At 70.2% G+C, this 22,628-nt stretch carries 18 protein-coding genes; 8 read left to right on the forward strand and 10 right to left on the reverse strand.

Annotated elements, in window-relative coordinates; genetic code table 11:
• Positions 1–74: 74 nt before the first annotated feature.
• The 4 genes from FOY91_RS08655 to FOY91_RS08670 all read right to left on the reverse strand — a co-directional run bounded on the left by FOY91_RS08655 (position 75) and on the right by FOY91_RS08670 (position 7,826).
• Positions 75–3,338, reverse strand: a complete 3,264-nt coding sequence (locus tag FOY91_RS08655) for an error-prone DNA polymerase (protein WP_145150121.1) — start codon at positions 3,336–3,338, stop codon at positions 75–77.
• A 49-nt stretch (positions 3,339–3,387) separates the two neighbouring features.
• Positions 3,388–4,752, reverse strand: a complete 1,365-nt coding sequence (locus FOY91_RS08660; protein ID WP_145150123.1) for a Y-family DNA polymerase — start codon at positions 4,750–4,752, stop codon at positions 3,388–3,390.
• Between the two features lie 1,420 nt (positions 4,753–6,172).
• The gene (locus FOY91_RS08665) at positions 6,173–6,946 is read right to left on the reverse strand and encodes an ImuA family protein (protein WP_238995312.1); all 774 of its coding nucleotides are present in this window, start codon (positions 6,944–6,946) and stop codon (positions 6,173–6,175) included.
• 124 nt (positions 6,947–7,070) lie between these two features.
• Positions 7,071–7,826 (reverse strand): 3'-5' exonuclease, encoded by a 756-nt coding sequence (locus FOY91_RS08670; RefSeq protein WP_145150125.1) that lies wholly within the window; start codon positions 7,824–7,826, stop codon positions 7,071–7,073.
• A gap of 122 nt (positions 7,827–7,948) precedes the next feature.
• Here FOY91_RS08670 and msrA point away from each other — a divergent pair, with 122 nt between their 5' ends.
• Positions 7,949–8,491 (forward strand): peptide-methionine (S)-S-oxide reductase MsrA, encoded by a 543-nt coding sequence (msrA, locus tag FOY91_RS08675; RefSeq protein WP_145150127.1) that lies wholly within the window; start codon positions 7,949–7,951, stop codon positions 8,489–8,491.
• An 85-nt stretch (positions 8,492–8,576) separates the two neighbouring features.
• On the opposite strand, the gene FOY91_RS08680 is transcribed toward msrA, so the two are convergent.
• Genes FOY91_RS08680 through FOY91_RS08690 form a run of 3 tightly spaced genes read right to left on the reverse strand, consistent with a single transcriptional unit; the run spans position 8,577 to position 10,545 of the window.
• Positions 8,577–9,527 carry an L-threonylcarbamoyladenylate synthase gene (locus tag FOY91_RS08680; protein WP_145150129.1) on the reverse strand — a complete coding sequence of 317 codons (951 nt, stop codon included), beginning with the start codon at positions 9,525–9,527 and terminating at the stop codon, positions 8,577–8,579.
• Positions 9,528–9,569: 42 nt separating this feature from the next.
• The gene (locus FOY91_RS08685; protein ID WP_145150131.1) at positions 9,570–9,920 is read right to left on the reverse strand and encodes a GntR family transcriptional regulator; all 351 of its coding nucleotides are present in this window, start codon (positions 9,918–9,920) and stop codon (positions 9,570–9,572) included.
• Positions 9,921–9,966: 46 nt separating this feature from the next.
• Positions 9,967–10,545, reverse strand: coding sequence for a nitroreductase family protein (locus FOY91_RS08690; RefSeq protein WP_145150133.1), 579 nt, complete (start codon positions 10,543–10,545; stop codon positions 9,967–9,969).
• 142 nt (positions 10,546–10,687) lie between these two features.
• Between FOY91_RS08690 and FOY91_RS08695 the strand changes: the two genes are divergently transcribed.
• The 3 genes from FOY91_RS08695 to thiD are packed head-to-tail and all read left to right on the forward strand — an operon-like array spanning position 10,688 to position 14,790.
• Complete coding sequence (locus tag FOY91_RS08695) at positions 10,688–12,520, forward strand: peptide MFS transporter (protein ID WP_145150135.1); 1,833 nt, start codon at positions 10,688–10,690, stop codon at positions 12,518–12,520.
• Between the two features lie 33 nt (positions 12,521–12,553).
• Entirely contained in the window at positions 12,554–13,891 is a 1,338-nt protein-coding gene (gene glmM / locus FOY91_RS08700) for a phosphoglucosamine mutase (protein WP_145150137.1), read from the forward strand.
• Between the two features lie 2 nt (positions 13,892–13,893).
• A complete protein-coding gene (gene thiD / locus FOY91_RS08705) occupies positions 13,894–14,790 on the forward strand; it encodes a bifunctional hydroxymethylpyrimidine kinase/phosphomethylpyrimidine kinase (protein WP_145150160.1) in 897 nt (298 codons plus the stop codon).
• Between the two features lie 398 nt (positions 14,791–15,188).
• Here the strand turns inward: thiD and FOY91_RS08710 are convergent, their stop codons facing one another.
• Positions 15,189–16,898, reverse strand: a complete 1,710-nt coding sequence (locus FOY91_RS08710) for an alkaline phosphatase family protein (RefSeq protein WP_145150139.1) — start codon at positions 16,896–16,898, stop codon at positions 15,189–15,191.
• Positions 16,899–17,008: 110 nt separating this feature from the next.
• Here FOY91_RS08710 and FOY91_RS08715 point away from each other — a divergent pair, with 110 nt between their 5' ends.
• The 4 genes from FOY91_RS08715 to FOY91_RS08730 are packed head-to-tail and all read left to right on the forward strand — an operon-like array spanning position 17,009 to position 21,358.
• Positions 17,009–17,560: an NADPH-dependent FMN reductase gene (locus FOY91_RS08715; protein ID WP_145150141.1), complete on the forward strand. Its 552-nt coding sequence runs from the start codon at positions 17,009–17,011 to the stop codon at positions 17,558–17,560.
• A 49-nt stretch (positions 17,561–17,609) separates the two neighbouring features.
• A complete protein-coding gene (locus FOY91_RS08720) occupies positions 17,610–18,731 on the forward strand; it encodes a glycoside hydrolase family 130 protein (RefSeq protein WP_145150162.1) in 1,122 nt (373 codons plus the stop codon).
• Positions 18,728–20,341 (forward strand): alpha-amylase family glycosyl hydrolase, encoded by a 1,614-nt coding sequence (locus FOY91_RS08725; protein WP_145150144.1) that lies wholly within the window; start codon positions 18,728–18,730, stop codon positions 20,339–20,341. The genes FOY91_RS08720 and FOY91_RS08725 overlap by 4 nt, the downstream gene beginning before the upstream one ends.
• Positions 20,342–20,350: 9 nt before the next feature.
• Positions 20,351–21,358, forward strand: coding sequence for a glycosyltransferase family 4 protein (locus FOY91_RS08730; RefSeq protein WP_145150146.1), 1,008 nt, complete (start codon positions 20,351–20,353; stop codon positions 21,356–21,358).
• Here FOY91_RS08730 and FOY91_RS08735 read toward each other — a convergent pair.
• Positions 21,355–22,155 (reverse strand): DUF72 domain-containing protein, encoded by an 801-nt coding sequence (locus FOY91_RS08735; RefSeq protein ID WP_145150148.1) that lies wholly within the window; start codon positions 22,153–22,155, stop codon positions 21,355–21,357. The genes FOY91_RS08730 and FOY91_RS08735 overlap by 4 nt on opposite strands.
• Positions 22,152–22,589 (reverse strand): hypothetical protein, encoded by a 438-nt coding sequence (locus FOY91_RS08740; RefSeq protein WP_145150151.1) that lies wholly within the window; start codon positions 22,587–22,589, stop codon positions 22,152–22,154. Before FOY91_RS08740 ends, FOY91_RS08735 begins: the two co-directional genes overlap by 4 nt.
• Between the last annotated feature and the right edge of the window lie 39 nt (positions 22,590–22,628).

Below are 22,628 nucleotides of genomic sequence, written 5' to 3' on the forward strand. Positions count from 1 at the left end.
AGAAAATCGGGCACCACCGGGCCTGCGAAATTCAAAACGCGCGTTCCGTCCCACGATGCCGGCGATGCGGCGGCTCAGTGGAAGTCCCGCGTCTTCTGGCGGATCACGTCTTCCGGATCGGCCCCGTCGGCGAAGGCGCGGTGGTAGCTGTCATACGCTTTGGGGGCCCAGCCCTTGTCGCCGCGATCGGGTGAGCCGCCGTGGGTGGCGCCGTCGCCGGGCCCGGGGCGGTGGGGGAAGTCCATCTCGCCCACCGTGCGCAGCAGCGGGGTGTAGTCCACGATCCTGTCGGCGATCACGTGGATCACCTGCCCCTCGCGCTGCACCCGCCCACGCATCCCGATCATCGCCGAGGACAGGACGGTGTGGCGCTGCGCCTCGAACCGATCGGGCCAGAGGATGCCGTTGGCGATGCCGGTTTCGTCCTCGATCGTCAGGAACAGCACGCCCTTGGCGCTGCCCGGCTTCTGGCGGACGAGGATGATGCCCGCCACCTCGACGAAGCGCCCGTCGCGGATCGTCTCCAGCGCGCGTGCCGTCACGATCCCCCGCCGCGCCAGATCGGCACGCAGGAAGGTGAGGGGGTGCGCGCGCAGCGACAGTTGCACCGCGCGATAATCCTCGACCACCTCGCGCCCCTCGGTCATCGGGCGCAGCGCCACCGCCGGTTCGCCCGCCTGCTCGCGCGCATCGGCGGCGGCGAACAGCGGCAGCGGGGCGGCGGCGAGGCCACGGATCTTCCACAGCGCCTCGCGGCGGGACAGGTCGATCCGGCCGAACGCATCGGCATCCGCCAGTTTCTCGATCGCGGCGGGGGAGACACCGCTCCTGAACCACAGCTCCTCCGGCGAGGCGAACGGCACGTCGCCCCGCGCCGCCACGATCTTCGCGCCGTCCCGGTTGGAGAGGCCGCGCACCATCCGCAGGCCCAGTCGCACCGCCCGCCAGCGGCCGGACTGTTCCTCGATCGTGCAATCCCAGCGGCTTGCGTTGATATCCACCGGCCGCACGTCAACCCCGTGGTCGCGCGCGTCGCGCACGATCTGGGCCGGCGCGTAGAAGCCCATCGGCTGTGCATTGAGCAGCGCGGCGCAGAACACGTCCGGGTGATGGCACTTCATCCACGACGAGGCGTAGGCGATCTTGGCGAAACTGGCGGCGTGGCTTTCGGGAAAGCCGTAGCTGCCGAACCCCTCGATCTGGCGGAAGGTGCGCTCGGCGAAATCGCGGGCGTAGCCGTTGGCCACCATTCCTTCGATCATCTTGGTCTGGAATTCGCCCACCCCGCCGGTGAACTTGAACGTCGCCATCGCCCGGCGCAACTGGTCCGCCTCGGCCGGCGTGAAGCCCGCGCCGACGATCGCCACCTTCATCGCTTGTTCCTGGAACAGCGGTACGCCGTAGGTGCGCCACAGCACCGCCTTCAGTTCCGGCTTGGGATATTCCGGCTGCTCCTTGCCCTCGCGCCGGCGCAGGTAGGGGTGCACCATGTCGCCCTGGATCGGCCCCGGCCGCACGATCGCCACCTGGATGACGATGTCGTAGAATTTCCTGGGCTTCAGTCGCGGCAGCATGCTCATCTGCGCCCGGCTCTCGATCTGAAAGACGCCGAGCGTGTCGGCCTGCTGGATCATCGCGAAGGTCTCGGGGCAGTCCTCCTGCATCTGCGGGGAGGCAAGATCGATCCGCAACCCTTTGTGATCCGACAGAAGATCGAACGCGCGCCGCATGCAGCCGAGCATCCCGAGGCCGAGGATGTCGACCTTCATGAAGCCCAGTTCCTCGATGTCCTCCTTCTCCCACTCGATCACCCGCCGGTCGATCATCGCCGCCGGCTCGATCGGCACCAGTTCGTCCAGCCGTGCGCGGGTCAGCACGAAGCCGCCGGGGTGCTGCGACAGGTGGCGCGGCGTGCCGATCAGCTGGCGCGCCAGATCGAGCGTCAGCGCGAGGCGCGGATCGCTCGCATCGAGGTTCAACTGCGCGACATGACGCTCGCCCACCCCCTCGGTGGACCAGCCCCATACCTGCCCGGCCAGCGCGCCGGTAAGGCTCTCGGGCAGGCCCAGCGCCTTGCCCACCTCGCGCACGCTGCCCCGCGCGCGGAAACGGCTGACGACGGCGGTGAGCGCGGCATGATCGTGCCCGTAGGTCTCGTAGATCCACTGGATCACTTCCTCACGCCGCTCATGCTCGAAATCGACATCGATATCGGGCGGCTCCTTGCGCTCGCCCGAGATGAACCGCTCGAACAGCAGCTCGTGCTTCACCGGATCGATCGAGGTGATGCCCAGCACGAAGCAGATCATCGAATTGGCCGCACTGCCGCGCCCCTGACACAGGATGCCCTGGCTGCGCGCGAACTGGACGATCGAATTCACCGTGAGAAAATAGGGCGCGTAGCCAAGCCGGCCGACGAGGTTCAGCTCATGTCTCAGGAGTGTGTGGTAAGTATCGGGAACATCAGGGAAGCGGGTGGCCATCGCCCGTGCCGTCAACTTTTCCAGCGCGGCCTGCGGGGTCCGGTCGCTCATCACCAGCTCGTCTGGATACTGATAGTCCAGCTCGGTCAGCGAGAAGGTGCAGCGTTCGGTGATCGCGGCGGTGGCCGTCACCGCCTGCGGCCAGCGGGCGAAGCGGCGGGCCATCTCCCCCGGCCCCTTCAGGTGGCGATCGGCATGGCGCTCCCGCCTGAACCCGAGGTCGTCGATCGTGCATTTGTGGCGGATCGCCGTCACCACATCCTGCAACATCCGGCGGTCGGGCGAGTGATAGAGCACGTCGCCGGTGGCCAGCGGCACGACACCGAAACGCCGGGCCAGCACCTCCAGCCGGTGCAGCCGCAGCATGTCGCCGGGGCGGCGGCGGTGGGTGAGCGCGAGATGGGCGCGGTTTCCGAAGATGTCCGCCAGTTGCGCCAGCGCGGTCTCGCAGGCGCGATCGGGCAGGTCCGGCACCAGCGCCGCGACCAGCCCCTCGCTCCACCCCGCGACATCCTCCCAGTGGAGGAAGCATTGCCCCTTTTCGCCACGCAGCCGGTCGGCCCGCGCCTTGCCGATCGTGAGCAGGCGGGTGAGCCGGCTCCACCCGGCGCGGTCCTCCGGCCAGACGAGCAGCGAGGTGCCGTCCAGCAGATCGAGCCTGCAGCCGGCGACCATCCGCATCCCCGTCGACCGCGCCGCCACCATCCCGCGCACCAGCCCCGCCACCGAATTGCGATCGACCAGCCCCAGCGCCGGCAGCCCCAGCAGCGCGGCGGCGGCGAACAGTTCGTCGCACGAGGATACCCCGCGCAGGAAGCTGAAGTGGGTGGTGACCTGAAGTTCGCTGTACGTCATGGCGGCCATCCGCCCGGAAACCGCACGACGCCGCACGCCCGGCCGGCCGTCACCCGAACACCCCGTGCAGGTGCCAGCTCAGGTCGCCCGTGCGCGGATCGAGGCCGTCGCCGCGACGATAGAGCCAGAAACGGGCGCCTGCCTCGTCCTCCACCTGATAATAGTCGCGCACGGCATCCGCCTCGCCCGACCGGCGCCACCATTCGCCGTGGATGCGTTCCGGCCCGTCGCCGCGCGTTACGCGGTGGTGCGCGCCGCGCCAGACGAAGCGGCGCGGGGGATGATCGGGCAGTTCGGCCAGAACATGCTGCAACCGCTCGGGCGGGGCGAGCAGACGTGCCGGTCGCGCCCAGCCGGTCGGCCATTCCGCCACCGTGCCCAGTGGCGGGGCGGGGCGGACGCTGCGTTCGGGCACGTCGCTTTCCACCGCGCCGACGCGGTAGAGCCGGCGCGCGCCGATGCGGCCGGCGATGCGATCGATCAGCGGGGCGAGATCGGGCGGGGGAGGCGTGTCGCCCCAGCCGCCGTCCAGCCCGCCGTCGATCAGTCGCGCCCCCAGCGGCTCGGTGCGGGTGGCGGTGAGGCGGATCGCCTCGATGCCGAACCCCGGCTCGATCGTCTCGATCCGCATCGTCAGCAGGCGCAGCAGGTGGGGGGCATCGCGCGTGGCGCGGGCGGTGCCGACGCGTACCGGCTGCTCGTCGCCATCCACCCGCAGGCAGACGAGCAGCAACGCCCGCACGCCCAGCCCGCGTGCGGCAAGCTCGCCCGTCAGCCGCGCCATCGCCTCGCCGAGCGCCGTGGCGATCGCCTCTGCCGTGGCGATCGGCTCGACGAAGCGGAGCAGCGTGGCGGGCGGCCGGAACGGTACGATCGGCACGATCGGCTCGCTTTGCCGGCCCAGCGCCTGATCCAGCCGGGCGAGCAGGCTCGTGCCGAAACGGCGGCCCAGCGGCCCGCGCGGCGAGGCGATCAGCGCGCCGATCGTATCGAACCCCAGCCGGCGCGCGGCATCCACCTGCGCCGCCTCCAGCCGCAGCGCGGGCGGGGGCAGCGGAGCGAGCGCCTCGGCCTCGCCGCCGGGGGGGCACAGGGTCAGCCGGGCGGGACCGTACCGTGCCAGCGCATGCGCGGCCCCCGCCGTGCCCGCTACCGCAAGGCGGGCCTCGAACCCGGCGCGCTGGCAGAAACGCAGGATGCGCTGCGCCATTGTCTGCTCGCCGCCGAACAGATGCGCGACGCCGCCGATATCGATCCACAGCCCGTCCGGCCCGGTCGCCCCTGTCGTGATGGCGATGGTGGGGCTCCACCGCCGCAACGCGACCTGCGCCAGCCGGTCAAGCAGCGCCATGTCGCCGGCGGGGTCCGGCGGGTGGGTGTCCGGCAGTGCCGCGTCGGGCGATGGTTCGATCATCGTCTGCGGAGGAGCGTGGCGCGGTGTCGGGTCGGCCTGGCGGGCTTGTGCTTCGTCTGTCCTGCCGGCCGGTCGCGGTGTCTTTCCCGTCGGGCCGAAACGGTTCGTCCTGCGGGGTGACCCCGGACGGGCGGAGGGCGTGGCCATCGGTGCGGTGGCCATCTGCGCGCCATCGCGGTCGATCCTCGGTGAAGCGGGAGTTCTGCCAGCCGGACCGGCACGCAATCGCCCTTGCGCGGAGGCACAACAGGCGAGGCGGGCTGCCATGTGCGGCCTGTCTGCCGGCGGTATTTCCGCTCGGCAGGTGGCCGGGTGAGGCATTCCACCTTCCGAATGGTCCGCTGCGTGGGTTTGCTTCGCCGGGTCGGGGAAAGACGGCGATACGTTCTTGTGGCGCGTCGTCAGGGCGACAGGCATCCTGCCGATCAGGCAAAGCGCGTCCGCCGTGTGCGATGGGCGAGGCTGTCGGGCCGGGGAGCCGGCCGTTGCAGAGAGCGGATCGGGCGATGGCGGCATGGCACATGCGGCCGGCACGGGTTTGCCGACCTGACAGCCCGCCATCGCCGTGCCGACATGGTCCACCGCACAGGACGGCCCGGAGGGGCGAACGAAAGACGCGGGTCCGATACCAGCCAACTGCGGCCGGCCGGAAAGCGGCGGTCCATTCCGGCATCGTGCAAGCCCGCTGTCAGCTTCCCAAGCCGGACGATCGTCGCTCGTACCCGAGCCGTTGGGGCTTTTCACGGCGGATGATTTCGTGGGGCAGACGCAGGGCAGGGAACTGATCGCGCAGCCGCCATCGTGGAGCGGGGGCATATTCCGGCGACACGCATTGGGTGCGCCATGCCGACCCCGGCCCGGGGGGGCATCCGGTTGAAAGCCCGTCGCGCCGATGGAGGGCGCAAGGGTAGCGTTCCGATGGCATTCCCACCGCAAGACGCCCGCTGCCGGTGTCGTGGCAGCGGGGCGAGGATCGGGTCGGCCTGTACCGGGCGCAAGGACGCGCATGAAGCCGCCATCCCCCCGCACGCCATCGTCGGGGGGCATGGTGCGGAACGGATGTGGTTCGTAGCGCGGGCCACGGAACGGCACCTCGGCGGCTTCGCTGCGGCGGCCGAGTTCGCGCATCGGCGGTTGCTGGTGGCGCGGCAACGTCTCGATTTCGGCGCGGATCGCGGCGCGCGCCATCGCCTTGCGGCGGCGATGCGCGAGCCAGGGATCGTCGCCTGCGTGATCGGTGCCCGGACCCGTACCCGCGCCGATACCTCCATCGACGTCCTTCGCACCAGCGCCGCCCTCGCCCGCGCGTGCCCAGCGCGCACCCGGCCGCCAGCCGCCGCCGCGCGGGACGGAGCAGGCGGCGGGGTCGTCCTGCGGATCGGGGAGGGGCGGCGGCGCAGGGGCGGCGTCGGTCGCAGGCTCACGCCGCGTCGCGTCGCGCGTCATCCGCCGCAACCGATCCCCCGTCAGGTTCGGCAAGTAGAGCGAGATGACCCTCGGCATCGCATCCTCCCATGATGCAGGAAAAAGGCTCGCCGCCGCGCTGGCGGACGAGATCGAGCCGCCAGCGCGACCGCCCGATCCCCTCCACCGGCAACGGCGCGGAGGGGAGCGAGGCGATGCGCCAGCGGGTGACGGCGGCGGACGGCTCGGCCAGCGGATCGGCACCGCCGCGCCGCCAGCGCCGCAACAGCAGCGCGATCGTGCCGCCTTCCTCGGCGGCGAGTTGCAGGCGGCGGGTGGCCGTCATGCCGGCGCGGCCCACCTCGCCGATCACGGCGCCCAGGCCGCCGTGGCGCAGACCTTCCTCCATCACCGCCAATATGTCCGGATCACGGCCCGCCTCGGCGTGGATCAGCCGGTTCGGCCCCAGCCCGGCCTGCGCCAGCCCGGGGGCGAACAGATCGCGCCGGCCGAACGCCCACAGCATGTTGGCCCGCGCATCGCCCGCGCGGGCGGCGACGCCGGCCACGAACAGCGTGGCGGCGACATCGTCGGCGATGGCACAGGTGGCGCCCGCCACCTCGTGCACGGCGGTGGTGGCGAGGCCACGATCGGCCAGCCGCCGGTCGATTTCGGGCACGCCGAACGGCAGGGCGGGGCGGCCCATGCCGGCGGGCGTGGCGGTGATCGCGCGCACCTGTTCGCGCAGGGCGGCGATGCGATCGGCATTGGCGGACGGGGGAACGGACATGGCGGGACGACTCTTCTGTTCCCCTTATGTTCCCAACATCCCCGTGCCGCGTCAAGCGGTGTGCGACGATCCGAGGATATGAGCCGGCATGCCGGGCGCCGACGACAAGACCCGGATTCAGCCCTTACAGCAGGCTCGGCTGGCGCGGCGACGCGGGCGGGGCGGCGGCCGGGCCGTGCCGGCGGGTGCGCTCGTGATCGGCGGAGTAGCGGATGTCCTCGTCACGGTCGGCGGCCAGCCGGGCGAGCGCGGCATCGTCCAGTTCGCGCCACGGCCTGCCGCGATCGGGGCCGGCGGGCACGCGCGGCAGCAGCCCGGGCGCGGCGCTCCACGCGAGCAGTTGCGCCACGCTCGCCTGCGCCAGCATGTCGCGCAGGTGGTGCGCCGTCACATAGGCATCGGGGAAGGCGCGGTGGGCGGGCAGGCCGGTCTCATGATCCAGCCCTGCGGGTCTGCGCCAGTAACGCAGCACCTGATTGGAAAAGGACGGGCTGTCCGGCCACAGCCGCAGCGCGCATTTCCACGTGCAGATCCAGTCCGCCCCGCCGCTCAACGGGGATGTACAGAACCGCTGCTCGAAGGCGGCACGGTGCGCGGCCAGCGCGATCGGGCGCGGATCGGGCCGCAGCACCGAGGGCGCGATATCCCGCCAGCGGGGGGCGCCGGCTACGTCCTCGTCGCGGATATGGTGGATCGCCTGCGTCACCGGCGGGATCGCGCGGCCGGGGTGGACGTAATGCGCGCCGCGCCCGTCCGTCACCTCCCACCGGCCGGCGGGGGAGAGCGCCACATCCTGCCAGCCGACCTCGCACACATCGTGCGCCGGCGGGCGGGAGCCGGTGGTTTCGAGATCGACGACGCGGATGAACGGCACTGTCACACAGGCGATATGGGGGCGCCCGCCGCCCGCGCCAGCCCGTGCCGGGCATGCCTGCCGCCAGTGCCTCGATTGAAAGCCGCCGCCCGCCCCCTATCTCGACAACCGAGACTGAGGAGATTGGAATGGCGCAGGAAATCGCGACGCTGGCCGGCGGCTGCTTCTGGTGCACCGAGGCGGTGTTCAACGACGTTCAGGGCGTGTCGAAGGTGGAGAGCGGCTATATCGGCGGGCAGGTGGCCAACCCCACCTACAAGCAGGTGTGCGGCGGCAGCACCGGTCATGCCGAGGCGATCCGCATCACCTACGACGCGGACGTGATCGGCTATGACGAGCTGCTCGACATCTTCTTCCACACGCACGACCCGACGACGCTGAAACGGCAGGGCAACGATGTCGGCACGCAGTATCGCTCGGCGATCTTCCCGCATTCGCCCGAGCAGGAGGCTGCCGCCCACACCGCGATCGAGCGCGCGGCGGCAGCGCACCCGCGCCCGATCGTGACGACGGTGGAGCCGCTGGCGGAATGGTATCCGGCCGAGGACTATCATCAGGAATATTGGCAGGGTGAGGGCCAGCGGAACCCCTATTGCCTCGCGGTGATCCCGCCCAAGCTGCAGAAGCTGCGCAAGAGTTATGCGGCGAGGCTGAAGGCGGGGGTGGCGTAAAGGGCCGGTCGTGATGGCCGCGCCCGCATGAATACACTCGTCATGCGGGCGTCGTATCTCGTCGCGGCAAGCCGGGACTAGCCGATCACCTGGGTGCCGCCGCCCGCCGCAACCGGTCGTTGATCGCGGCGCCGAGGCCGGTGTCCGGCACCGGTGCCACCGCGATCCGCGCCCGGTCCGAAGCATCGGCCTCGTGCAGCGCGGCGAACAGGCGGGCCGCCGCCTCCACAGGGTCGCCCGTTGCGGAGAGCGTCGCATCGCCCGCGACCGGGCCGAAGCCGATCAGCCATTCGCCGGCCCCGGCGGTCGTCGCGTTCAGGCGGAGCGGCTGTCGCGGGGCATAATGGCTGGCAAGCTGGCCCGGCGCTTCGATCCGGCCCTCGCCCGGCAAGGCGACAGGCTGCCCGCTCACCCGTTCCAGCGCGTCCGTGCCGATCGGGCCGGGGCGCAGCAGCACCAGGCGATCCGCCTCCACCTTCACGATGGTCGATTCCAGCCCGTGCGTGGTCGGCCCGGCATCGACGATCAGCGGGATACGTCCGTCGAGTGAGCGGGCGACGTGTGCCGCCGTCGTCGGGCTGATCGTGCCGCTGGCATTGGCCGAGGGGGCCGCCAACGGCTTCCCGCACGCCGCCAGCAGCGCCCGCAGCGCCGGATGCGCCGGCACGCGCAACGCCACGGTGGGCAGGCCCGCCGACACCAGCGACGCAATGCCCGACCCCACCGCAAGCGGCAGCACCAGCGTGAGCGGCCCCGGCCAGAAGGCGGCGGCCAGCCGGTCGGCTGCGGCATCGAAGCGGGCGATCGCGGCGGCGTCGCCGGCCGAGAGGACATGCACGATCAGCGGGTTGAACGAGGGGCGGCCCTTGGCGGCATAGATGCGCGCCACCGCTTCCCCGCAGGTCGCATCGGCGGCGAGCCCGTACACCGTCTCGCTGGCGATGGCGACGGGCTGGCCGGCGCGGATCAGCGCGGCGGCACGAGTAATGGCGGGGTCGGCGTGGCCGAAGCCGTCGCAGCGCAGGATGTCGGTCATTATGCCCCGTCCGCTAGCCGGTCGGCGGGAGCAGGGAAAGCCTCAGCCCACCACCATCATGCCGGGCAGGTCGGCCGGATCCAGCCCGAGCCGGCGGACGTGGCGTTCGATCTCCGGCCAGTACACGTCGAGGAACACCTGCCGCTCGCTCACCCGCAAGCGGGCGGTGGCGCCTTCCGCCACGAACATGCCGATGCCGCGCCGGACGACGACGAGGCCGTCGTCCTGAAAGCTCTGATAGGCCTTGGCCACCGTCAACGGGTTCGCCCCGCAGCTCGCCGCAAAGTTGCGGACGGAGGGCAATGGATCGCCATCGCCATAGCGACCTTCCAGAATCGCGGCGGAAATCATGTCTCGCAGACGGAGATAGACGGGGCGGTCCGGGCCGATCACACTGTCATACTGTCCTAAGACAGCATGGCGCGTCAACCCGGCCGGCTCACCCCTCCCAAGGGTGGACGACGGCGGCGATATCGGGGCGCGGGCGCTCGTCCAGCGGGCGCGAGGGGGTGCCGATGAAGACGAAGCCGGCGATCCGCCCGTCGTCCGCCGCCAGCGCCTTGCACACGGCGGGCGAGTAGGCCGCCCAGCCGGTCAGCCACCCCGCGACGAAGCCGTGGGCGTGGGCGGCATGGCCCAGGTTCATGCACACCGCGCCGGCCGAAAGCTCCTGCTCCCAGATCGGGATGTGGCTGGCGTGGGCGGGCCGCGAGATCACCACCACCAGGGTCGGTGCCTGGCGGGCGAACTGGTCGATCGCCTCCAGCTCCAGCCTGCCGGCCTCCGGCTTTTCTTCCAGATAGGCGTCGCGCAGCATCGCGGCGAAGGCGTCGCGGCGGTCGTCCGGGATGGTCAGGAAACGCCACGGCGCCAGCTTGCCGTGATCGGGCGTGCGGGTGGCGATGGAGAGGATATCGGCCAGCTGCGCCGCGTCCGGCCCGGGCGCCACCATGTCGCGCGGCTTGCCCGACCGGCGGGTGGCGAGAAAGGCGCGGGGCGAGGAGAGATCGTTGAACATGCCCCGGGATTAGCAGCGCGCCCCGCAGGCGCCAATCCGCTGCACGAACAATCTGCTTTCCAGCGGCGGGTGAGCCGCTACTCTGCGCGGCAATCATGCCGGCGCCGCCGGCCGTCCCGTTCTTGTCCGGAGCCGCATTTCTATGGCCACCACCATCGCAGCCGGGGAGGGGCGGCCGGGCGAGCTGTTCGGCCACCCGCGCGGCCTCGCCATCCTGTTCCTCACCGAGATGTGGGAGCGTTTTTCCTTCTACGGGATGCGCGCGCTGCTGGTGCTGTACCTCACCCAGCATTTCCTGTTCGGCGATGAGGAGGCGCAGGGGCTGTACGCCGCTTACGCCTCGCTGGTGTATCTGGCGCCGGTGCTGGGCGGGCTGGTGGCGGATCGCTGGCTGGGCAGCCGCAAGGCAGTGACGATCGGCGCGCTGCTGCTGGTGGCGGGCCATTTCGGCATGGCGTTCGAGGGCGCCGGATCCAAGCAATATGTCGATTTCGGCGGCCGGAGCTACGAGGTGGCGGCCGACGGGCGCGGCGCGGACCGCGCGCTGGCGCTGATCGCGCCCGGTGGCGCACGCCTGCCGATCGTGTCCAGCGGGGAGAGCATCGGCATTACCGGCGGGGCCGCCGCCGGCCTGCCCGATCGTGTGGCCACGGCGGACTATAAATTCCGCACCGTGCAGGATCCGCTGTACGTGCAGATCCTGTTCTTCTCGCTGTCGCTCATCATCGTCGGCGTCGGCTTCCTGAAGGCGAACATCTCCACCATCGTCGGCGCGCTCTACGCCAAGGACGATCCACGGCGGGATGGCGCGTTCACGATCTTCTACATGGGGATCAATGTCGGCTCGTTGCTTTCCACCATCCTGTGCGGCTGGCTGGCGGTGAAATACGGCTGGAGCTACGGCTTCGGCCTCGCCGGCTTCGGCATGTTGCTGGGCCTGCTCACCTTCCTGTGGGGCCAGAAATACCTGATGGGCCATGCCGAGCCGCCGGCGCCCGCCGCCCTGGCGCGCAAGGTGGCCGGGCCGCTCAATCTGGAATGGCTGATCTATGTCGGCGGGTTCATCCTGCTGATGCCGGCGTGGTTCCTCGTCCAGCGCGACGATATCGTGACGGAGGCGCTCACCATCGGCGCGCCGCTGATCTTCCTCGGCATGATCGTGTGGTCGGTCGTGGCGTTGAAGGGGGTGGAGCGGTCGCGCATGATCGTGGCGCTGGTGCTGACGATCTTCTCGGTGCTGTTCTGGACATTGTTCGAGCAGGCCGGATCGTCGCTGACGCTGTATGCCGATCGCAATACCGACCTGACGGTGGCGGGCGGCTTCGGCATCAACGCCGCGCAGACGCAGTTCTTCAACCCCGCCTTCATCGTGCTGTTCGCGCCCATATTCGCCGGGTTGTGGACATGGCTCGGCCGCCGCGGGCTGGAGCCTTCGACGCCGGTGAAGTTCGGGCTGGGGCTGGTACAGGTGGGGCTGGGCTTCCTCGTGCTGGTGGTGGGCATCACCCATTTCGCCGGGGCCGATTTCCGCGTGCCGCTGGTCTGGCTGACGCTCGCCTACCTGCTCCACACCACGGGCGAGATCTGTCTGTCGCCGGTGGGCCTGTCGATGATCACCAAGCTGTCGGTGCCGCGCGTGGTCGGGCTGATGATGGGCGTGTGGTTCATGTCCTCGGCGTTGGCGCACACGCTGGCCGGGCTGATCGCCAAGGCCACCTCGGGCGCGACGGTGGGCGGCGTGGTCGTCGATCCCGGCGCGCAGTTGGCGACCTATGCGGACATCTTCTCCAAGATCGGCTGGGTGGGCGTCGCCATCGGCGTTGTGATCCTGGCGCTGTCGCCGTGGCTGAAACGCGGGATGCACATGGAGGCGGCGGAGGCGGATCACGCGCTGGCCGGCGAACGCGCGATCGGCGAGGCGGCGGCCATCGGCGCGCCCGCCTCGCGCAATGGCGTCGATCGCGAGACGCTGTAGCCCCACCCGACATCACACGCACGGACACAAAGCATGGCACGCAAGTATTTCGGCACCGACGGCATCCGCGGGCGCACCAACGAAAGCCCGATGACGGCGGGCATGGCGATGCGCGTGGGGCAGGCGGCCGGCGCGCATTTCGCCCGCGGCCAGCACCGCCACCGCGTCGTGATCGGCAAGGACACGCGGCTGTCCGGCTACATGATGGAGTCCGCGCTGGTCGCCGGCTTCACCTCGGTCGGCATGGACGTGGTGATGGTGGGGCCGATGCCGACGCCCGCCGTCGCCATGCTCACCCGCTCGATGCGGGCCGATCTGGGCGTGATGATCTCGGCCAGCCACAACCCGTTTTCCGATAACGGCATCAAGCTGTTCGGGCCGGACGGCTACAAGCTGTCGGATGCGGACGAGACCGCGATCGAGGGGCTGATCGAAGCCGGCCCGTCGCTGGTACCGGCCGAGGGCATCGGGCGCGCGCGCCGGGTGGAGGATGCGCGCGGGCGCTACATCCACGCGGTCAAATCCTCCTTCCCCGAGCATCTGACGCTGGACGGGCTGCGCGTGGTGATCGATTGCGCGCACGGCGCCGCGTATCAGGTCGCGCCTGCCGCGCTGTGGGAGCTGGGGGCGGAGGTGATCTCGCTCGGCGTGTCGCCCAATGGCACCAACATCAACGATCATTGCGGATCGACCGACCCGGCCGCGCTGCAGGCCAAGGTGATCGAGGTGCGCGCCGACATCGGCATCGCGCTGGATGGCGACGCCGACCGGCTGATCCTGGTCGACGAAAAAGGCCGCATCGTCGACGGCGACCAGCTGATGGGGCTGATCGGTGCGTCGTGGGGCAGGCGCGGGCTGCTGCGCGGCGGCGGCATCGTGGCGACGGTGATGTCGAACCTCGGGCTGGAGCGGTTCCTCGCCGGCGAGGGGCTGGCCCTGCGCCGCACGTCGGTCGGCGATCGCTACGTGGTGGAGGCGATGCGCGGCGACGGATACAATGTGGGCGGCGAACAGTCGGGCCACATCATCCTCTCCGATCACGGCACCACCGGCGACGGGCTGGTCGCCGCGTTGCAGGTGCTGGCCGAACTGGTGGAAAGCGGCCGGCGGGCGAGCGAGCTGCTGCACGTGTTCGATCCTCTGCCGCAGATCCTGAAGAACGTGCGCTTCGCCGGCGGCGCGCCGCTCGATCAGGAAAAGGTGAAGGCGGTGATCGCGGGCGCGGAAACGCAGCTGGACGGCACCGGCCGGCTGGTGATCCGCAAATCCGGCACCGAGCCGCTGATCCGCGTGATGGCCGAAGGCGAGGACCGTGCGCTGGTGGAGCAGGTGGTGGACGAGATCTGCGCGGCGGTGAAGGCGGCGGCGTGACGGTGACGGTCCCCCGGGTTCTCGTCATCGCCGGCTCTGACTCGGGCGGTGGCGCGGGGATACAGGCCGATATCAAGACGGTGACGATGCTCGGCGGCCACGCGATGACCGCCGTCACCGCCATCACCGCGCAGAGCACCCTGGGCGTCACCGGCGTATGGCCGCTGCCGGTGGAGGCGGTGATCGCGCAGATCGACGCGGTGGTGTCCGATCTCGGTGTGGATGCGGTGAAGATCGGGATGATCGGTTCCGCCGGGGTGGCCGAAGCCGTGGCCGAACGCCTGTCGGCACCCGATCTGGCGGCGGTGCCCGTGGTGTTCGATCCGGTGATGATCGCGACGAGCGGATCGGTGCTGGCCGAGGCGGGCACCATCGCGGCATTCGGCCGGCTGCTGGCGCGCGCGACCGTCTCCACGCCCAATCTGGACGAACTGGCCGCGCTGACGACCATGCCGGTATCGAACGAAGCGGAGATCGGCGAGGCGGCCGGTTGGCTGATCGGGCGCGGGGCCGGTGCGATCCTCGCCACCGGCGCGCGGCTGCCGGGCGGCTCGATCCCGTGGGATGAAGAGGGCGTGCGCCCTTCGCGGGCGACCGAGCCGATGTTGTTCGATCTGCTGTTTTCGCAGGCCGATGGCTTGCAGGAACGATGCTGGTCGGCCGAACGGATCGACACGATCCACGACCACGGCACCGGCTGCACGCTGGCCAGCGGCATCGCCACCGGTCTCGGGGCTGGTCTGTCGCTGCCCGACGCGATCGAGCGGGCACGTGCCTATGTGCGCGCCGCACTGATCGCGGCACCCGGCTATGGCGCGGGGCACGGACCGATGGGGCACGGGCTGGGCGGGGTGCTGTTCGATGCCGCCATCATGTCGCCTGCGTCGGCGGAGCACTGACCCGATCGCTGCCGGCCTCGAGGCGGGGTGGCTCGTACGGAAACCGTCTGTCCGGTGAATGGCCGGTTGTCGTCGTCGGCGTCGGAAAGCCCGAGGCATCGACCCCGCCAACGTCGACTGGCATCGGTGATCCACGCCCGTTCCTTCCGCAAGCCTGACGCGGCGTTCGGGTTTTCATTTTCATACTCCGGGAGAAGTCGACGGGCGGGCCAACAGCGGAACGCTCCGTGTCTCGACGTCGCCCGGCACAAGGGTGGAGAGCCGGACCGATCGTGGCCGAGGCGACTTGGACAGGCTCAACGTCGCCAAGGGACGAGCAGTCGCAGGCTATCGCCGCGCATCCGTGCCGCGCCACTCTCCGCACCTGCCCGGACGTATCTGATGGACCGCCATCTCTCTCAGCGGGCGACCGGCCCAGCGCCACCCCGCGCTGCCGGTGCCGCCGCAGGGGCGGCGACAGGCGAAGGGCACGCCCCGAACCCCGGACCGCCCAGCGGCAGGCAGCGGCCGTCGACATCGGCCGGCGGCGAGACACCCAGCACGGCGGCGAGGGTGGGGGCGATGTCCACCGTCTCCACCGGCAGGAAGCGGGTGTAGGCGGGGGCGTCCTTCCACCAGAACAGGATCGGCACGCGGCGATCGTAGTTCCACGGGCTGCCGTGCCCGGCGACATAGGCGCCGGGCCGTGCGGGCGACGACAGGTAGGGCTTCGGCGCGATCAGCAGGTCGCCCGATCGCCCGCGATAGGCGCTCTCGGCGAAACGCTCCCGCAGACTCAGCTCGTCGGCGGGCTTGCCGGCGGGGATCGGCGTGGCGAGCAGCTCGTCGAGGGTGAAGGCGCCGGCGATGTCCGGCTCCGCTGCCAGCGCGCGCTGTGCCGCCGCCAGCACGCGCGGGCGATCGGCCGTCGGCACGCCGGGGGTCAAGGACAGTTCGTCGGCGCCGCCTTCCAGCGGGGCGGCCTTCAGGCCGGTCTCGGCCATCACCCTCGCGTTCACCCGCGCCACCATGGCGGGGGGATCGAGGCGGGCGGCGGGATAACCGTTCGCCGCCAGCCGCTCGGCGAAGTCGGAGCCGCCGTGATCGGCCGTCAGCGCGACCACATAGGGGACGCCCAGCCTGTCGATCGCCTTCAACAGCGCGCCGATCGAGGCATCCAGCCGGTACATCTGCTCGCACATCTCCGGCCCGCGCGTGCCGTAGGCGTGGCCGATGAAGTCAGTGGCGGAAAAGCTGACGGTCAGCAGGTCGGTCGCGGGGCCGCGGCCCAGCCGGTAATGATCGATCAGCGTCGCCGCCGCCGCCAGCGTCAGGTCGTCCGGGATCGGCGAGGCCGTGACGTTGCGAACGATATCGGCCGGCTTGTCCGAGACGCCCCAGTTCGCCGGGGGCAGGCGCGAGGCGAAGGTTTTGCCGCCCACGGTCCATTCGCTCGCCAGCGGGCGACATTCGGGGTGGGCGTAGGTCCATTTCGGCTTCTGCGTCCACACCTTCGCGTTGGCCGCGTTCAACGCCGCCACCGGCGCCAGCGCGGCCGTGGCATCGCCGCCGGGCGCGATATAGGTGGTGAAGCCGTAGCCGGGGAACAGCCAGAACACGCCGTCCGGGCGGTGCCCCGCCATCGTGATCGCCCCACGATCCTTGCCCGAGACGGAGACGACGCGGCTTTGCGGGGACGCCGCCTTCAGCCATTCGCCCAGCGTATCGGCCATCAGTCGCTTCGGCCCCACCGGCGGCGCCTTGGCATCGTGCGCCAGCACCACATCGGTATCGGACAGGCAGTAGACGGGCTTGCCGGTCGCCTCGTCGCGCATGGTGTTGCCGACGATGCCGGTCTTGTTGGGGTGGCGGCCGGTCATCAGAGTGGAATGGCCGGGGCACGTCTCGGTCGCAGCATGGCTCTGGTAGCCGCTGGGGTAGGCGATGCCGCCCGACAGCCGCTTCAGCCCGCCGGTGAAGCGCGGGCGCCATGCCTCGAACAGGTTGGCGCTGAACTGATCGACCGAGATGGCGACGATCAGTTTCGGCGCTGCGGACGCGGCCGGCGGCGCGGCGGGGGCAATGGCGGGCAGGGCGGCGAGCAAGGCTGCCGGGAAAAGGCGCTTCATGTCATGTCTCCAGATCGGCCCGCGCTACCGCGCCGATGTGACAGGATCGCGACGCTTCGCCAAGCCGCCGGGGGGTTGCGCCGCACCGCCGCATCGCCAACAAGGGCGCCATGAAGATCATCGGCCTTTCCGGCAGCCTGCGGCGCCATTCCTATAACAGCGGCCTGCTCCGCGCGGCGGCGGCGGCGATGCCCGAGGGCGCCGTGCTGGAGATCGCGACGATCCGCGGGATCCCGCTCTACGATGGCGATCTCGAGGAGGCGGAGGGCATTCCCGCCGCCGTGGCCGCGCTGAAGGACGCGATCGCCGGGGCGGACGGCCTGCTGATCGCCACGCCGGAATATAATCACGGCATCCCCGGCGTGTTCAAGAACGCGCTCGACTGGGCATCGCGTCCGCCGGAAGATCAGGCGCGCGTGTTCGCCGGCAAACCGGTGGCGTTGATCGGGGCGACGCCCGGCGGCGGCGGCACCTTGCTGGGACAGACGAGCTGGCTGCCCACGCTGCGCTGGCTGGGCACCGACATGTGGAACGGCGGCAAGCTGATCGTGTCGGGCGCTACCAAGGCGTTCGATGGCGAGGGCAACCTCACCGACGCGGCGATCACCGCACGGCTGACCCGCTTCCTCGCCGATTTCGTCGCGTCCATCGGTTCGCGCTGAACCGGAGGGCGACGGCCGGCGTTGGGGGCCGAACGAGGGAGCGATGCCGATGCCGGACGGGCGGGACTATCTGATCTTCCGACCGGACGACGTGGACCTCGCGCGCTCGCCGCTGCGGGCCACGCTGGGCGCCGAGACCTACGTGCTCGGCGCGTTCAACCCCGGCCTTGCTCGCCTGCCCAACGGCAACCTGCTGCTGATGGTGCGCGTGGCCGAGGCGCTGCGCGAGCCGGTGGCGCGCGGCCACGCCCGCGCGATCCGCTGGACGCCGGACGGCTATGTGGTGGACGCCCACCCGCTCGACCGCGTGACGATGACCGACCCGCGCCAGTTTGACGTGCGCGGCGGCAGCCATCGGCTGCTGGCGCTTACCTCGCTGTCGTGGCTGCTGCCGGTGGAGCTGGATGCGGAGGGTCGCGAGGTGGTGGCTGTGCATTACGACCGCACGATCGCGCCCGCCGCCGAGCACCAGCATTACGGCATCGAGGATGCCCGCATGACCCGCATCGGCGACACGTGGTACATGACCGCCTGCGCCGTGTCGGCGGAGCGTCACTCGACCATCCTATACACCTCGACCGATGCGATGGCATGGACTTGCCACGGTATCGTGCTGGATCACCAGAACAAGGACATGATCCTGTTCGAGGGCAAGGTGGCCGGCCGCTTCATGGCGCTTACCCGACCGCTGGGCGAGCTGTATTTCGCGCCACCGCCGGGCAGCCCGTTCGTCGGCGGCCCCTCGATCAATCTGGCCGGATCGCCCGATGCGCTGCACTGGAAGCCGGACGATCACCCCTTCATCCGCCCCCGCGCCGGCTCTGCCGCCAACATGAAAGTGGGCGGCGGCAGTCAACCGATCCTGACCGACGCCGGCTGGCTGATGCTGTATCACGGGGTGGAGACGCGGGAGACGGTAGGGATCTACCGCACCTTCTGGGCACTGCTCGACCGCGACGAACCCCATCGCATCCTCCGGCTTGAGGACGCAGACCCACTGATCGAGGCGGACCCGACGCTGACGGCGGACATCGCGCACCAGCTCTATCTGCCGACCGAGGTGGTGTTCACCACCGGCATCGCCGATGGCGGGGCGGATTATATCGTCGCCTCGGGCGAAGCCGATCTCGCCTGCCGCATCACCCGCATCCCCAAGGCGCGCTTCGCATGACGGCGTGGTGGCAGGGGGCGGTCCTCTATCAGATCTACCCGCGTTCGTATCAGGACAGCGACGGCGACGGGATCGGCGACCTGCGCGGCATCACCGCCCGGCTCGATCATCTGGTCAGCCTCGGCGTGGATGCGCTGTGGATTTCACCGATATTTCCGTCGCCTATGGCCGACTTCGGTTACGACGTGGCAGACTATTGCGACGTCGATCCGAGCTTCGGCACGTTGACCGACCTCGACGCGCTGCTCGCCGCCGCCCATGCGCGGGGGCTGCGCGTGCTGCTCGATCTGGTGCCGAACCACAGTTCGGACCGGCACCCGTGGTTCACCGAAAGCCGTGGCTCGCGCGACAATCCGAAACGGGACTGGTATATCTGGCGCGATCCGGCGGCGGACGGTGGCCCGCCGAACAACTGGATCAGCGATTTCGGCGGTCCGGCGTGGGAGTATGACGCGGCGACCGGCCAGTATTACAGCCACGCCTTCCTGAAGGAGCAGCCGGACCTGAACTGGCGCAACCCGGCGCTGGCGGCGGCGATGATGGACGTGCTGCGCTTCTGGTTCGATCGCGGGGTGGATGGCTTCCGTATCGACGTGCTGTGGCACATGGTGAAGGTGGCCGACTTCCGCGATAATCCCGAGAACCCTGACTATCGCCACGGCATGGGGGAGATGCACCGCGTCCTCCAGACGCACTCGACCGACCAGCCCGAGGTCCATGCCATCGCCGCCGACATGCGCCGCATCGCCGACGCGACGGGGCACGAAAGCGGACGCGACCGGCTGCTGATCGGCGAGATCTATCTGCCCGTCCCGAAACTGATGGACTATTACGGCACGGCGGCGGCGCCGGGCGTGCACCTGCCGTTCAATTTCCAGCTGATCGATGCCCCGTGGCGGGCGGATGGCCTGGCGGCGCGCATAACGACTTACGAGACGTCCCTGCCACCGGGCGGATGGCCCAACTGGGTGCTGGGCAACCATGACCGCCCCCGCGTGGCCGCCCGGCTTGGCGATCCCCAGGCGCGCATCGCGGCGATGCTGCTGCTCACCCTGCGGGGTACGCCGACGCTCTATTATGGCGACGAGATCGGGCTGGCGGACGTCACTATCCCCGCCGATGCGGTGCGCGATCCCCGCGAACTGCGCGAACCGGGCCTCGGCCTCGGTCGCGATCCGGTTCGGACACCGATGGCGTGGGATGCCGGCCCCCACGGCGGCTTTACCACCGGCGTGCCCTGGCTGCCGCTGCATACCGATGCCGCGACCCGCAACGTAGCGGTGCAGGCGGCCGATCCGTCCTCGATGCTGTCGCTGTACCGGGCGTTGCTCACGCTGCGTCGCACGCATCCGGCGTTGGCGACCGGCGCGATCGAAGGGGTTTCGGGCGAGGACGACGTTCTCTACTATGAGCGGCAGGACGGCGGCGCACGGCTGATCGTGGCGCTAAACCTGTCGGCCGAGGCGCGTCGCGTCGCCCTTCCCGAGCATATCGCGATGCCGCGTCTGCTGCTGTCCACGGTGCCCGACTGGCGCACCGGCGGGGAAGAGGGCGACGGCCAGCCCCTGCTGCTGGCGCCCGACGGGGGCGTCATCCTGATCGACAAATAGGACATACCCATGCTTATCGCGATGCTGGCGCCGATCTCCTGGCCCACGCCCCCCCGCCACTATGGCCCGTGGGAGCTGGTGACGAGCCTGCTGACCGAGGCACTGGTCGCGCGCGGGGTGGACGTGACGCTGTTCGCCACGCAGGATTCGATCACCGCCGGCACGCTGGCCGGGGTTGTGCCGGCCCCCTATTCCGAGGATCCGTCGATCGACGCGAAGGTGTGGGAATATGCCCACCTCGCCCATCTGTTCGAGCGTGCCGGCGAGTTCGACCTGATCCACAACCAGGCTGATTTCCCCGCCCACGCCTTCTCCGGGCTGGTCGACACACCGATGGTGACGACGATCCACGGCTTCGGCTCGGACCGCATCCTGCCGATGTACGCACCCTATCAGGATCGCGTGCATTATGTCGCGATCAGCGATTCAGATCGGCATCCGGCGCTGCGCTATGCCGCCACCATCCACCACGGCATCCCGGCCGGGGATTTCGCCTTCGATCCCGTAGGAACCGACGACCTGCTGTTCTTCGGCCGGATCCACCCGGACAAGGGCGCCGCCGAGGCGATCGAGACAGCGGCGCGCACCGACCGTCGCCTGATGATGGCCGGTATCGTGCAGGACGAAGGCTATCACGAGCGGTGCGTCGCCCCAGCGATCGACGGGGATCGCGTGGTCTATCGCGGGCCGGTGGGTGGGGCGGATCGGGTGGCCGCGCTGGGGCAGGCGGCGGCACTGCTCCACCTCATCAACTTCGACGAGCCGTTCGGCCTGTCCGTGGTCGAGGCGCTCGCCTCGGGCACGCCAGTGATCGCGACGCGGCGCGGTTCGATGCCGGAGCTGATCGATCACGGTGTCACGGGGTTTCTCGTCGACAATGTGGACGAGGCGGTGGCGGCGGTCGCGCGACTGGGCGAGATCGACCGTGCGGCGTGCCGTCAGGCGGTGCTCGATCGCTTCACCGTCGAGCGGATGGCCGATCGCTACCTCGCGCTTTATAAAGAGATACTTGGCTAAGCCTCTGTTTTGAGGATTTTCTGCAGGGCCATCGCGGCCGCCGGCGCGCGCACCTTCGCCCCGTTTATCACGAAGACGAAGACATCGCGCGGCGCGGCGTGGCCGGGGGGATCGGTGGCATAGGGCAGGCCGGCCGGGGCGGACCCTGCCGCCCACGCCTGCGCCACCGAGGCCCAGCGATCGAGTGCCGCCGCGTCATAGCCGGTCGGTTCCTCCTCGCGGGCTTCTTCCAGCCGAGCGTAGATGAAATCGCCCGACGGATCGGCGAGCGCGGGATAATCGGCATGGTCCGCGAACACGATCGCGACCCCCGCCGCCCGTGCCAGCCCCACGAAGACGGGATCCACGAAGCTCTCGTGCCGTACCTGCACCGCATGTCGCAGCCGCACGCCCCCGTGCGCGGCGGGCAGCAGCGCAAGAAAGGCGGCAAAATCATCGGCGTCGAACCGTTTGGTAGGCAGGAATTGCCACAGGATCGGGCCGAGCCGGTCGCCCAGTTCCACGATGCCCTGTCCGACGAACTTCGCGATCGACTCCCCGGCCTCGGCGAGCACCTTGCGCCCCGTAACGTAGCGTGATCCCTTCACCGCGAAGACGAAGCCATCGGGCGCCGCCTCGCCCCACCGGGCGAACGTCGCGGGCTTCTGCGATCCGTAATAGGTGGCGTTGATCTCGATCGCCGTCATGTGGGCGATCGCGAAGGCCATCTCCTTCGTCTTGGGCAGATCGGCGGGATAGAAGGTGCCGCGCCACGGCTCGTAGGTCCAGCCGCCGATACCGACCCTGATTGCGCTCATCGCCCGCCCTCCACTTCCAGTGCTGCGATCCGCCGGTCGCGTGCGGCCAGATCGGCCTCCAGCGCGGCGATCTGGCAGGCGTCCTCGTCGCGCGCATCCTCGCGTCGCGCCAGTGTGGCCTCCAGTGCGGTGATCGCCTTGCGCAGTGCCACCGCCTCGCGCCCCGCCTCCCGCAGCGCCTTTTCCTGCGCCTTCACCCGCCGGGCCAACGCCGCGATCTCCGCCTCGCGCCGCGCCGCCTCGCGGGCCTGCGCCATGCCCTCGTCGCCGCGCGGACCGTTGCCCGAGACATCGACGATCGCGATGTCGCTGGCGTGCAGGCCGGCCTTCTCCATCATCCGGTTGAACGCGGCGAGCGCCATCAGCCGCTCGTTGGGGGAGGATGAGGGGTGCAATGCCGTCGTCAGCAGCGCGCGGGACTTGCTGTCGTTCATGGCCACGGCGCTACCGGGCGGGGCGGGGGCAGGTCAAGC

This window comes from Alterirhizorhabdus solaris (assembly GCF_007785815.1).
GTDB lineage: Bacteria > Pseudomonadota > Alphaproteobacteria > Sphingomonadales > Sphingomonadaceae > Alterirhizorhabdus > Alterirhizorhabdus solaris.